This is a genomic window from Metamycoplasma faucium (genome assembly GCF_045160055.1).
Classification (GTDB): Bacteria; Bacillota_I; Bacilli_A; order Mycoplasmatales; family Metamycoplasmataceae; genus Metamycoplasma; species Metamycoplasma faucium.
The window spans coordinates 40334-55900 of the sequence record NZ_CP088155.1 but is presented as its reverse complement, the minus strand read 5'-3'; the positions used below and the strand labels follow the sequence as shown (position 1 = coordinate 55900).

Annotated in this window: 5 protein-coding genes; 4 read left to right on the top strand and 1 reads right to left on the bottom strand. The window is 24.6% G+C overall.

The annotated features are described in order from the left end of the window. Positions 1-123: 123 nt before the first annotated feature. Together LQ356_RS00220 and LQ356_RS00215 are read left to right on the top strand one after the other, a co-directional pair. On the top strand, positions 124-8655 hold the full coding sequence (locus LQ356_RS00220) for an FtsX-like permease family protein (RefSeq protein WP_405311686.1): 8532 nt from the start codon (positions 124-126) through the stop codon (positions 8653-8655). Position 8656: 1 nt separating this feature from the next. Further along, a complete protein-coding gene (locus LQ356_RS00215) occupies positions 8657-9643 on the top strand; it encodes an ABC transporter ATP-binding protein (RefSeq protein ID WP_405311685.1) in 987 nt (328 codons plus the stop codon). A 158-nt stretch (positions 9644-9801) separates the two neighbouring features. On the opposite strand, the gene LQ356_RS00210 is transcribed toward LQ356_RS00215, so the two are convergent. Continuing rightward, positions 9802-11310 carry a hypothetical protein gene (locus LQ356_RS00210; RefSeq protein ID WP_405311466.1) on the bottom strand — a complete coding sequence of 503 codons (1509 nt, stop codon included), beginning with the start codon at positions 11308-11310 and terminating at the stop codon, positions 9802-9804. Positions 11311-11588: 278 nt separating this feature from the next. Between LQ356_RS00210 and rpsD the strand changes: the two genes are divergently transcribed. Together rpsD and LQ356_RS00200 are read left to right on the top strand one after the other, a co-directional pair. Further along, on the top strand, positions 11589-12188 hold the full coding sequence (rpsD, locus tag LQ356_RS00205; protein ID WP_405311683.1) for a 30S ribosomal protein S4: 600 nt from the start codon (positions 11589-11591) through the stop codon (positions 12186-12188). Between the two features lie 117 nt (positions 12189-12305). Continuing rightward, positions 12306-15332, top strand: a complete 3027-nt coding sequence (locus LQ356_RS00200) for a lipoprotein 17-related variable surface protein (protein WP_405311681.1) — start codon at positions 12306-12308, stop codon at positions 15330-15332. The last annotated feature ends 235 nt before the right edge of the window (positions 15333-15567 follow it).

The following is a 15567-nucleotide window of genomic DNA, read 5'->3' as shown; positions in this document are numbered from 1 at the left end:
ATTGTTTAATATCATTATTAGTTATTTTTTTATATTTAAAAATTATAACTAAGGTATAATAATTGCATTTTATTTTATTATATATGTAATATATAATAATATACTAAACATTTGGAGTTGAATATGGGACGTTTATTTAAAGAAGTTTTTAAATCTCTTGCTAGAAACAAAATAACTTTGATATGTTTAACAATATTAATATTTTTAACTTCTGGCATTTTTACATTATTTTTTGATGTAAAAACATCGTATTCTAATACTATAAATTCATATGATAGAATTTCCAGATTGCATGATTTAACAACAGATTTAGATGTAAATCCCACAGGAAATGTTCCTAATGGTGGTTTTGACCAAATTGATGACGAAAATAAATTTACAAAAAAACCTTATAATTTCGGAACAACCCCAGCAAATAATATTTTTGACTATTCATTAACTTTACCTAAGAATGACCGTCAATACATTCAATTAAAAGATAAATTTGGTAATTTAAATATTTCAGATGGAAATAAATATATTAAGACAGAGGATTTTATGAAGTTTTATTATGCTTCAAAAAATAAAACTTCTGGAATTGATTTTTCACTTAATAAATATAGCATAACTAATGTTCAAAAACGTTTAGATATTGAAAATGATACAACTTTAACTGATGCTCAAAAGCAAGAAAAACTTGCAAAATTACCTCCAGCCCCAATTCCTTTAAATGAAAATCAAGAACGCTCTCTTGATTATAATATGAGAAAATTTAGTTTAGGAAGTTCATATAAATTTAAACTATACAAAAAAGAAAATGGTGAGTTTGTTCCATATGAAAAGGAAATAAAAACTAATGAATTAACTGAATTTAAGTTCAAAAAAGAATTAAAGTTAAAAGATATTGCTAATATAGTTTATTCAACTGAAACAAATAAAGGGAAGTATTTAACTAATCCTCGTTCTTTGTTTTTGAATACAAAAACCAAAGAAGCATCGCTAGATATTAAAGATTATGATAAATGAAAAGCAAGTGGTGTTTTACAAACTATTAAAGGATCTGACTTTCTTAAAGCTTTAGGTTTTGAAGAAAAACCTAATGAAAAAGGAAAATGATATTACAATTCAACTTTACAAGCTAATTCAGATATTAAATTAGATTCTCCTTTGTCTACAAAAGACGCTTTAAATGATCAAGATAAGCTAAAAAATAAATTTACTATTAAAAATTATTTATCTTCAATAGGCAAAACCGAACTAATAAATAAAGAAGAACAATTTGAAACAATATCAGGAGGCAATTATTTATTACCTGAACAATGAATTAGAAAAAGAAAAGAAATTACAAGTTTTAATTGATATAGATATAAATTAAACTGAAATGAACAAGAAGATGAATCAAAATCTAATTGAAAAGGTTCACATTTAAAATTTATTTCAAACTATCGCAAAACTAATCCTTCAGAATATGAAAAATTAAAATATTTTTCAGTTTGAAATAAGGTTATTTCAACATATTATTATAATGGAATTCATGATGGATCAAAACCACTTGTCAAAAAAGAAACAAAACGTTTAGATGCTAAAGATTTGGATACGCTTTTTAATAACCCATGAAAAAGTAGACCTTTAATGGGGCCTAATAATAATGTTGATTGAACTAAATATAATTGAAAAAATAATGAATTTTTATGAAGCATTAAATCAATTGAAAAACAAATTGTGGATCCTAAAGATATTTCCAAGTTAAATGCTCAATATTTATCAAATAACGATAGATTAAAAGAGACTCAATCAATAGTTAGAGATAAAGCAAGAGAATTTGCAAGAAATATAATTCTTGAAAAAATTAAACAAGAAGTTGGAAAGCTAAATGTTGGAATAAGACAAACACTTACTGTTGAAAGTGTTGATGAAAAAACAAATAAAAAGAATGTTTATCATTTTATTAACACAGGTGATAGAAATAATAAAATTTACGGAACTAAACAAGAAGTAGGAAAATTAAAAGATGAACAAACAAACCCATCAGTTTTGAATTCATCAATTCAAAATACTAACACTGATGATTTCTTACTTAAACCAAAACCAGGCGAAGAAAATATTGTTAAAAAAATTCCTTCAGTATATGTAAAAGAAATTATTAAAGCAATATTTGAAGGATATACACCAGATCCAAATTATTTTGCACCTGATATTAGGTTTGCAGATTACTATGATTTTTACCAAAATACAAGAATTCCAAAATTATTAAAATCTCAAAAATTACTTACTTTAACAAATACTAAAACTGAAAACAAAACTAATGTAACAGTTGCTGGCGCTGTTTCATATTTAGGCAATGGGAAATATGCATTATTAGCAAAATCTAATATTGATTCATTTTCTAATGAAGAAGTTTGAAAAAAAGTTTTAGTAAATAATAAAGAATATTTAACTTTGGAAGAACTATATGATTATTTAGTTAAAAATGAACTAACTATCAAAGGTGAAATCGGTAAAAATGGATGAGCTTATTCTGATCCTAAATTTAAAAATTCATTTTCATTACCAATTGCATTTGGCTCAATAAATAATGAATTTGTGAATGATATTATTCAAAATAAATCAATCGCATCATTCGTTCAAGCAATCAAAAAAGTTTTGCTTCAAACAAATGCTAAATATTTATTTGATAAAAATGTTTTAGATGTTTTATTCAATTCCTTAAGAAAAGCATTTGAAGATAATAATTATCATGTTTTACTTTCAACATCAAAATCTAATAGCAATATTTTAACCAAGGTTATTTTTGATACTATTAATAATATAATTAAAAATGTTTCGGAAAAATCTAAAGATGGTGGACAATATATTAATTGAGATGGCAATTCAATGATTAAAAATATTTTTAATCACTTAATTGATTATTTTAAAGAAAAATATATCGAAAGTGCCTCAACTGATGAAGAACGTGCACAAAAACTAATTGAACAACTTGATAATTTTAGTGCTGCTTTAGGAATTAATTTTAAGATGATTCCTTATTTGAATATTAAAACAATTGATTTAATAAAATTATTCAAAAACAAAGAAAAAGTATTTGATTTTTTAAAAAATTTAATTGATTCAATTGACTTTGTTAAATGATCTAATTTAATTCAAGAATGATATAAAAAATATCCATATAAAAATTTTACAGATACTAATCTTGAATACTGAACATTATCAATGCATCGTATTGTTTCGTATTTATTTGAATCTGTTGATGATTTAAAATTCAAAAATGCAATTAATGAATTAATTTATAATCTTGATTTTAACGCTTTGTTAAATCCTAATAAATCAACAAGTATTTATAATATTTGAAAAACAGCACATGAAAAATTGGATCCAAATTATTTTAATAATGCTGATAATATTGAATATGCTAATCAATTAAAATCATTTTTTTCAAGACTTTCATCAAGCAATGATCCAAATAGTTTATATGACAATGTAAACGAAGGATTATTTGAAATAATTAACAATATAAGTATTTCTAAATTTAGTGAAGCCTTAAAAAATTTAATTAGAACAATTTCATATCCAATTCAAGCGAATGGCAAGGTATACAAAAATTATTACACTGAAAAACTTGATAATGTTGATTATTTATCTGCTTTTATTTCATCAATGGTTTCGAATGATGATGAAAACGTTAATGGTAAAATTAAAGCATTTCAAGATGCTATTATTAAGATGTTTAATTTATCAAATGAAACTGAAGAATTAATTAAACAAATAAAATTAAGAATTCCAAAAAAATCTAATTCTAAAATTTCAATATATGATATTTTAACATTGTTAAAGTTTTCAATACCTGGAGGAAATAAAAACTCAATAAGTATTGATAAAAATAAAATAGATGCTTATGATCAAACTAAAATAAATAATATTTTAGCTAAAATTAATTATGCAATTATTAATAAAACTAAAGTAGATTTAACAACACATGAATTAGAATTTTTACAAAAATATGCATTAGTTAATGGTGAAGAACTTTCCGATTTAGAAAAACTAAAATTTAAATTAGAATCTTATAATTCATTTATCAATAAGCTTATGCTTAAAAATCATTTACCACCAAATAACAACTGAGACTATAAGTTTAATAGTGATGATGCAAATAAGGAAATAAAATCTTATGCTGATTTAGCTTATCGCTCCGCCTTAGTTAATAATAAATCAAATGTGCCGGATGCTAAATTACTAGAAACAATGCATTCATTTTTATCTAAATATTTATCTTCATTAATGGGGAAAGGACAAAGTTCTATTATTAAACATACTTTAGCATTGTATAGTATGTGGATAAAACTTGCTTATGAACTTAATAATTTTGCTGATTATGAAGAAAAATTTGAAAAAAACCCTCAAACTGGTTTAACTGAATATAAGAAAATTAAAAAGAAGAAAATGACATATGATGAAATTTCTGAAATATTACAAAAATTTTTAGAAATATGTCAAAGAAAAGAAGTAACCGATTTATTAAATAGTTATACTAAAGTTCAAGATTTATTACCTGGAATTGGTATTTTAGGTGCCGATAATAACTATCAATCTAAAACGCTTAAATTAGCGTTAGCACATGCAGAAACACAAAAAGCAGCAAAAATGTTGCAAGAAGCATTTAATAATTTAGATGTTTTTAAAAACTTTTTTGCAGAATTATCTAATAAATATAAACAACTTGATACTGAAGTTGATGATTTAAATAACCCAGGTCATAAAATTTCAACTAACTATTTTAAATATATATTAAATAAACATATTTATGAAGTTACTTATAATTTAGGATATATAGCATCTGCTAATAATATGCCAACGCATTATTTAGAATCGTTAAAAGAATTTGTTAAATCATTTATCAAAACTTCCTCATCTTCTAACAATAAATTATCACCATTAGTTTCAAATGATTATCACTTTGATTTACTTTATAAACTAACATTAGAATCAAGCAAACTTCCAGAAGTGCTTTCGATATTTAATGTTCCAAGAAGCATATTAAATCCATTGTTAGCATTAAGTTTCCCACAAATTATGCTTTCATATATTTTAGGAAATAATCCAAATGATGGGAACTTGTCATACATCATTAAAAAACTATTTTCTAATTTAAATAATTTAACAACTAAACAAATTCGTGAAATGTTGCGTCCTTTATTTGATAAATTTGCTTCTCCATCTTCAGAAATAAATGATAAAGGCGATAATAGTGTTGCTCTTGATATGTCATATTTCCAATATCTCGTTTCTTCCGTTCTTAAAACTAAAAATGGTAAAGATATTAAATTTTATGATCTTAATATAACCCAAACGTTTAAGAAAATTTTATATACTGCAATAGAACCAATAACAATTAAGAATTACATTGCTTATTCTGATGCAGGTTCTTATCTTGCTAAAGTAAATTATGGTTATTTAAATAAAAATAAAAAAGAAGTTTATAAAGGCGATTTGTCAAAATATTTAAAAAGTCCAATTGAAATGCAAAGATTTATTGCTTCCTTGCCAGATAAATATAAAGTTAGAATCAATTCAATTGAATATTTAATTATTGGTGTTGATAGCACTGCTGATTATTTATATCCTGTAATTAATGAAGAAAACTTACAAGTTGACACAAAAACCCAAGCTCTTTTATATGTTAATCAAAAAGGGTTCGACCGTATTCATTCAGCATATCCAACTTTTGCAATTAAAGAATATGTATTGCTAAAAGCACCAACAGATGCTAAAGGTAGATATTTATATGGTAAATCTCCTAAAGAATTACAAAAAAAATTGAATAACTTTATCAGTTCAATCACGGCAAGCAGTATTAAGAAAACATATCTCCGGGACGAAACTGATTATTTAAATCCTGAGCGTGTTATTAGAGTTGTAACTGTTCGTAAAATAGTTGATACAATCCGTAATGTAACTATTTATTCAGTTTTATTATTAATTATTTTAGTTTCCTTTATTGTCTTCTTTATAATTAAACGGTATATTGAGGCCCGAAATAAAGTTATTGGTATTTTGCGGGCTCAAGGATATACAACTGGAGAAATAGCACTTTCATTTTGTGCCTTTGGTTGAATTCCAACTTTTATAGGAACATTAAGTGGATATATTACAGGACTTTTACTTCAATTAAAAACTATGAAAATATTTTCAAGTTATTGGACGCTTGAAAATAATACAATTCCATTTAATTGGCTAACATTACTCTTAACGATTTTAATTCCACTAGTCGCCATTAGTTTGTTAATTTTCTTAATTACAATTATTTCGGTTCGTAAAAAAGCAATTGAACTTATGAGTGGTCTTGTTGAAGTAAATGTTGGTAATGTTGCTCAAAAAATTTCTTCAATTTTTAGAAGAAGTACCATTAAGCTTAGATATATTGCTTCAATGGCAATAAATAATTTTTGAAAATTAGTTTCTTTATTATTAGCATTTTCAACAACATCATTTATTTCAATGTTCTTTATGTCATCTAATAATACATTTACTAAATCAATTTCCAAAACATATCAAAATCGAAATTATCGTTATAAATTGAATTTAGAAACTCCATCAACTGAGGGAGGACCTTACGTAACTTATAATAAAAATGATTTGGATAAATATTTATATGTTCCAAATGATTTAGCCGGCAATCAAAGTTCAAATGGAAGTCAACTTGATTATTCTAATCCTAACTTCTTACGTCCGGGGCATTCATTCAATAGCGATGTTATTCAAAGAAAATATGATCCTGTTGTTTTAACAAAATCATCATTAGATTTATTGCTTGATATGGCTGTTGAACTTTCACCATGAGATATTACATATGCTAATATGCCTGAAACTCAAAGAGCCAGAGTTATTCAAATATTTAGAAAAGTTTCAAAATTAATGGAAGCTACACAAAATATATTTGAGTCTAAAGTTAATGCTAATATTGATGGTAAAATTGCTGTTAAAGACCGCAAAAAATATTTAGCAGATAAAAAAGCTGGTTTGCCTGAAGATATGTCAAATCGTGTAAGTTTCTTCTCATTTACAACTTCAACTCTTGATGCATCAAAATATGATTCAGATGCTGACAGTGCTAAGAAATTTATGTTTAATGAATGAGATCCGGTCAACCAACAGTATCTAAAGCCTGTTCCTGTATCAACCGCTAAACATAGACAAGAATATCGTAATTTCTTGTTAAATGCATACAAGAAAATTAATGTTCCTGACTTCTTTGTTTCATTTGCAGGAATATATTGAAATGATGAAACAAACGAAAAATATTCATATGCTAAAACTTTAATTAATAATAAAGAACATAAAATTTATGGATATTATCATGATTCTAAATATGTTCGTTTATATTCAGATAGAGGAGTTGATCTAACTGAAAAACTTAGAAAAGCAGCAGATAAATGATTAGAAAATAATGATCCTGATGCACCAATACCTTTAGTAGTCAATAAAGTTACTGCAAAAATATTAGGTGTTTCTGAAGGATCGATTGTTTCGGGTGAAGTTTTAAATCACGTCGATAGATTTATTCATCGTTCATTAAATCAACCAAAACCAAGAACAAACTATAGATATAAAATAATTGGTATATCAGATACTTATATTAATAATGAGTTTTCAACTGATAAAAGAATTATTGATAAAATCTTAGGATTTGATACGCTAACTAAACGTTTAAGAGATTCACGCCTCGATGAATTAGAAGCATTGAAAAAATTACCTCATAATGCTTCTAAACTTAAAGAAATTGAAGCTAAATTTAATCATAAATATGAAGCATTTAATGGTATTTTATCTAATGATAAAACACCTGTTCAAACAATTGACACTTTAACAACATATTCAACTGTTGGATTCTGAGGAGCAGCTGCAACATTTGATGTTGCAAATGCAACTGATGAAGGAGCATGGCAATTCTTTAAATCAATATTTATTTCGAATTCTTCTAAGAAATATGTTTCAGTCTTTGAACATATGGTTAATTCATATAATGAGGCGCATAATAAAAACTTAAATTACGAAGATATTCTTAAAAAGACTTTAGGAATTGATTCAACTGACATTCAAAAAATAATTGATATGAGCATCCCGGATGCTAATTATTCTAAACTTGCAAGAAGAATGTTAACTAAGTTTTTTGGTACTGATTCAAATGCTATTTATGGGAAAGATATTATGTTTGGAGCATCATTTGATGTTGCTTCAAAAGATATTGAAGTTGGATTTATTAGTGGTATATCACAAACTGTAAATACAATTTTAACAGCAATAATTGTTCTTTCGTTTATTATTTCAATTGTTATATTAGTCGTTATTACTAATATTATGATCTCTTCAAACCAAAAAGCAATTGCAACATTTTCTGTCTTAGGTTATACAAATAGTGAAAAGATATTCTTGTTCTTCTTTAACTTTATTCCAATTATTTTATTAGCCTGTGCACTTATGGTTCCTGTAACTTTTGGAATTATTGCAATCTTTAATAAATTTATGATTACAACTAGCCAAATTGTTCTACCGTTAAAATTAACAATATCATCAATTATTTTATCAGCCACAGTTTGTTTATCAATATTTACCCTAACTTCTATTGTTACTTGAACATCACTTAACAAAGCTAAAGCAATTGATACATTGAAAGGAAAATAATATGCCTAAAAAAGATTTAGAAAGTAAGCAAGAACAAAAAATAGATACTAAAGTAACCTTAAAACCTGAAAAAGAAACTCAAAAAAAAGTTAAAAAAACAACTGAAATAAAAACTTTATCACAAGCTTTAGATCCTATTACTGTAAGTAAACTTGAAAATCCTATTACTGTTGATGATAATGGACTAAATGTTACTGTACTTGATAACAAAACATTAAAAGCGTTTAAAAAATCAAATAATAAACCACGCCCAAAAGATAAATATACTTATGAAAAAAATCAAGAAGGCTATATTGTTGAAGTTAGTGATTTACGTAAAACTTATTTATCAGGTAATGTTGCAACTGAAGTTTTAAAAGGAATATCTTTTAAAATTAAACGTGGAGAAATTGCAATTTTATATGGTAAATCAGGGTCTGGTAAATCAACACTATTAAACATTATTTCCGCTTTAGATAGACCTACAAGTGGAAAAGTTATAGTTAATGATATTTCTTTGCCTTATTTAAGTAATCGTAATCAAACACTTTTTAGACGTGAAAATATTTCTTTTATTTTTCAAAACTATAATTTATTGCAAAACTTAAATAGTTATGATAATGTTGAAACTGGTTCATATTTACAATCAGATAAATCAAAAAGACTTGATATTAAAAAATTATTTGTTGATTTTGATTTAGAACAATGTATGTATAAATATCCTTCGCAAATGTCAGGAGGGCAACAACAACGTGTTTCTATATTACGTGCTATTGCTAAAAATAGTGAAATCATTGTCGCCGATGAACCAACCGGAGCGCTGGATGAAAATACAGGTAAAATAGTTCTTAAGTTATTACAACAAATTAATAAAGAATATAAATCAACTATTATAATTGTTTCTCATGATCCCGATATTGCAGCTATTGCAGATAAAGTAATTTATCTTGAATTAGGGCATGTTAAAAATATAGTTGAACAAGAAAGAAAATGATTAATTGAACATTAATTATTAACATAATAATATCTAGGTAAGATTGCTTAGATATTATTTTTTATTTTAATGATGTATTAAAATGTGAAACGTCAAACAAATTGACCCACTTAAAAGTATAGATTAAAAGTCATAAATCTCAATAATTAAACCAATTTATAATATGTATTTTTTTAAAAATTAATTATTTTTGATAAATACTCACGTTCATTTTTTAAATCTTCAAATATTTCATTTAAAATCAACATTTCATCTTTAAAAAAATGATCTTTATCTTCTAGTGATTTTAATATAGATATTTTTTTCTCAATTATTGAATGCACATAATATGTGCTTGTAATTAATTCAGCTAATTTTTTTGCTTCTTCAATATTCATATTAATCTTTTTTCTATAAGCAAAATTAATCATAAATTCATATCTTTTATCTTCAACTTCTATTGCTTTATATCTTTTGCTATGAGACCTAAAATATAATTTCATATCAGTTCCTATAACAAAATTAAATTCACCATTATCAACAATATTTACTCTTTTATTGGTTTCTGAATGAATTGGCATATATCATTTGTTTTGATATTTAACTGCACCATTGTTTATAGTTCTTTTAATAGTCAAATCGAAAAATTTATCAAGCTCATTTGTTATAGGCATAAAAACATTTTGTTTTTCTTTAATAGAACAACATGAATTTATTTTTTCAATAATTTTATCTTTAGATTCATTAGCCAATTTAACATTATCAATATTATTTAGTTTAAAAAAGAATGGGATATTTTTTTGAAAAGTATCTCATTTTCTTTCTACGTGAGACTTAAAAGTAGGATTTGAAGAAGTTAAAAATTCAATTCCTCTATTTTTTACTTCTAAAAAAGTTTTTGCATTACTAGTTTCATCATGTCAAAAATTCATCCTATTATCAGCAAATATTTTTCTTGGATAACCATATTTATTAAAAATGTTTTCTAAAAGTGTTTGATATCCATTTAATGTTTCTGTTCCTTCTTCAAAATATAAATCAAGTACTTTATTTGTTCCAACATCAACAGCCATTAAACAAGTTGATTTAATTTCATTATTAAAATAATAATGAGTGCAGCCATCTATCTCTACTATATCTCCGTATTTATAATTATTTGCAAAATTAAATCTAAATTTTTGTTTTTTCTTTGGTTGTGAAAAGGTTAATTTTCCTTCATAATAAATATGTTCTTTTATTTCTTTTTTCTTTCTGCTTTTCCTAGCTTCTTTGCGCCCTTTTTTAGTTGCATATTTACTTGCAAAACCTTCTTTTTTTAATCTCTTAACTAAATTTGAATATGAAATTTTAATGTCATTTTTGCCAATAATAAGATCTAAATTTTCATAAAAAATTCTTAATGTTAAATATGAACAACTTTCATTTTCAACATTTCCACCTGTAATTTTTGCATTTTTTTCATATGTCTTACCTAATTGTATTATTAATTCATCATTATATTTTTTTGCATTTTGATTTCCCATATTTTTATGAGATATATCAATTTTTCCATTTTCATTCAAAATTTTTCTTTTTCACCTTTTAATTGTTGAAATACTAACACGTGCAATTAATGATAATGCTTTATTTGTAAAATTAATATTACGCAATATTGTGCTAACTATTCTTTCGTTTCTTGAAATTATATTTTCTTTAAAAGTCATAATAATATTCTCCATCAAAAACTTAAAAGTTGGTGGGTCAATTTGTTTGACATTGGAAGCTTAGATATTATTTTTTATTTTAATGATGTATTAAAATTAAATTAATGTAAAATAATAATGCAAATTAACAGCATAATAACATTTTATAAACTTTTTATTTTGTTTTAGATTTGATAGTAAGATAGCTGTATTCCGAAATCATTAGAATAAAAATTAGTAAAAGAGTTATTAATACTATATTTGCATATATTTATTAAATTTTTGAAAGGCAATAAATTATGTCAAGATTTTTAGGATCAATGTTTAAACGTAGTAGACGTTTTGGCATTTCATTATTAGAAAATAACAAAGAATTTAGCAAAGGTAAAAAAAGAACAACCGCTCCTGGACAACATGGTGCTAAGAGAGTTAAAATATCTGACTATCAACTTCACTTGTATGAAAAACAAAAAGTTAGATATATGTACGGGATAAATGAACGTCAATTTAAAAATTTATTTTTAAATGCAGCTAAGAAAAAAGGTATAACTGGGGTTATATTATTACAAGCTATTGAATCAAGATTAGACAATTTAGTATTTCGTGCAGGCTTTGCAAGAACAAGAGCACAAGCTCGTCAATTTGTTTCACATGGTCACTTTTTAGTAGACGGACATAAAGCAAATATTCCATCTATGCAAATTAAAGTAGGATCAAAAATCGAATTAAAACCTTCATTACAAAATAATTCTGAACTTAAAGCAGCAATGGAAGCTATGACTGTTGCATCTTGAATTAAAAGAGATAAATTTGTAGCTACATATTCACGCTATCCAGAAAGAAACGAATTTGCTAAAGAAATTAATGAAGCATTAATTGTTGAATATTACAATAGATAATAATTCAATTATAAAATTACAACACTAAATAATAGTGTTGTTTTTTAAATAAATTTAATTTAGAAAAAATAATATATAATGATTGCTCTAAATTTATTAAGAAACGAAAGGACAATAATGAAGAAAAAAATAAATAAAAAATTATTATGTTTTTTACTAAGCGGATCTACATTTATTGCAACTCCATTAGTTGCTTTATCATGTAAAAATCCAAACACGCAAAAGAATCTACAAGATGCTTTAAATGGCTTAAATATTGCCCCTAAAAAAGAAAATGGTGCTGACAAAGAAGTTCCACACACAGCTTCTGATTTTTTATCCGAACTTAAAAAAGAACCATTAAACTTAAATAACAGAAGACTATTAGAATATTTTGATATTAACTATAAAGATAATGATTCAAAACAATTGTTAGCTAATTCTGATACAAAAATTGATGCTAAAGTTGAAGATGATTATCTAAAATTAACAGTTAGATCAACATATAAAGATAAGAATGATCAAACCAAAACTTTATCTTCTAAAGAGTTTGTTTTCAGTAATTTTAAAAAAGAAGATCCTGAAGACAAAGCGTTTGGAAAATTTAGTAAGGATTTAACATTTAATTTAAGTGGGTATGATAAATCTAAACACTTACCAAGTGAATTTCTCTCAAAAACTAATGACGAATTATTAAATATATTTAAATCTTCAAAAAATTTAAATAATTATAAAGTTACTTTTAAAATAGTTCCTAACGATAAAGAAGGAACTGTAAAATTAATTGCTACATTTTCAATTAATGGAAAGAAATTAAACAAAGAAATTAAACAGGAATTTACTGGGTTTAAGGGAGAACAAACTATTTTAAATAATCTGCCTAATTTAAAAGCAGAAGTTAAAAATGATCTAATTTTAAATGAATTAGAATCATATAAAAATGAATTCGATGGTGAGCAAGAAAGTAATAGAAATAAAGTGTTACGCCAATTATTTCATATAACTAATTCTACTGGTGTAAATGTTAAATATACAAGAGTCGAACTATCAGGAACAAAATTTACATTTTATTATAAATATTATAAAGAAAGTAATGTAGGTTCAGAAGATAACCCAAATAAAAAAGAAATTTTAGAATCTGACGAAAGATCATTTACACATGACTTTAAAGATATTATTAAAAAACCTGCAGAATATAAAGACATTGAAAAACAATTTAATGATTTTGCTAAAGATCTAAATATTAAATTTAAAAATATAGTTAATAAAAATAATATTTTTAGTAGTTCTATTAAAAGAGATTTAATAGAGGGATTTAGTAAAACAAGCCCTGATTTTGAAGTAGTTGGGGTAAGTTGAAAATTTATATATGACGATGTTAAAGGAACCTTAACAGCTGAGGTGTTTTTTAAGCATAAAAAAACAAATTATCATCTCAAAAAAACATTTATAGAAACAGGATTCAAAAAAGACAAAATGGATAATAATTTACCAGAATTAAAATTTAATCCTAGTGGATTTACTCAAGGAAATACGCTTGATGTCCAAAGAGACATTATTGACCACATCACAAAAGATAAGAGTTTATTAAAAAAATATTTTGATATTTTAAATTTACAATCAAATCATAATATAGAAATTACAAAAATGTCAATAGTCCGTGATGCTACTGGTAATTTAAAATTAGCATTAGAATATAAAATATATAGACAAATTCCTGCTGGTACAGATGGAAACGGCGAACAAAAGACAACAAAAATTTATTCAGATCTTAAAAAAGTTGAAATAGATTTAACTAATATAGTTAAAAAAAATAATGAAGAAGAAATTGATAAAATACAAAAAGAAATAGGTCTAAAAAATAGTATTAATAAATTAACAAAATTGGCTAGCCAAATAACAAAAGAAGATTTTGAGGAAAAATTAAGTACAAAAGATTTTGATGTTAAATATACACTTACACCTAATGATGAAACAGGTGAGTTAGAATTAAAATTGGAATTTACTTCAAAAAGTTTAAATACGGTTAAAAAAACAATAATTAAAAAATATACAGGGTTCAAAAAAGATCTTCCTGAAGGTAAAGCCTTAATTACTAGAAATGAAAATACTGATATATTTAATGCTAAAGCTTTTGATAACTGAAATACACAACAATTAACTAATAATTTAAGTGAAATTGGAACGTTAAAAAAAGAAACAAAAGATAATATACACTGAATTTCGTCTAAGGTTTATGGAACAAAAGTAAAAATAACATATAAAATATGACGAAAAGTAATATCTGGTAGAGATAATAAAGGCAATTTAACCCATAAAAATGTATTTACTGAAGAAAGAACCATTGAACTTGATTTTAAAGATATTATTGAAAAAAATAAAGTTAAATATAATAAATTAAAAGATCAAATTCAATCAATAATTTCTGCTTTAGCAGCAACTGTTATACCGGAAGGTGGAATATATAGTGCATTTAGGTTTGAAAAAGACAATGCATTAAAAGAATTAAATAAAGCACTTACATTATATTCATTAGCTGCTGTTAAGAGTATATTAAATAAATACAATAGTGGATTTGTTGAACAATTAAGAAAAAAAATAGACGAAGCTAAGAAAAATATCGATAAAGTTATTGATGAAGCTAAAGAACTAAAGAATAAAATTGATAACTGGATTAAAACATATAATAAAATTCAATGACTAACTTGAGATATTGCTTACCCTGAAGATAAACCTAATAGTTTAAAAAAGGAATTTAGAGAATTATCTGAATTATCTAAAAAAATCCAAGAAGAAGTTATAAATAAATCGGACTCAGATGTTAATTTCTTAAAATCAGTATTAAAGCCATTAAATGATAGATTTAATACAATAGAAAAAGAATTAATAGAAAAATTTAAGCAAACATTAATATATCAAACGGCTTTCTTGAGTTCTAGAATTATAGAGCTTAAAGGCAAGCTTAAACTTGAAGGCAATAAACTTTTAGATAAGTATTATAACTTATCAGTAGACTGATGAGGAAAAGCAAACAGAATAAATAATTATGCATCAATTGCAGAAATAATTGATTGGTGAGAAAAAGATGTTCATCATAGTAATGATGATTATAATCAAAAAGAAAAATATAAACAAGTTGAAGAACTAAAAAAATTTCTTAAATAATATTATTCCCTTGTGGTAAAAACGCAATCCTATAACATATAGTTTATGGGTTGCATTTGCTAGAAAGTAATATGAAGTGCAACACTATGTGCTTCATATTATTTTATCTTTTTTCAAAAATTCATGTATAAAAAAATATGTTAAAAATAAACACATAGTGTTTTGAAATCGGATATTAATAATTATTCAAAAATCTTATTGTAAGTTTCAATTAGAGTTACATTGTAATACTTAT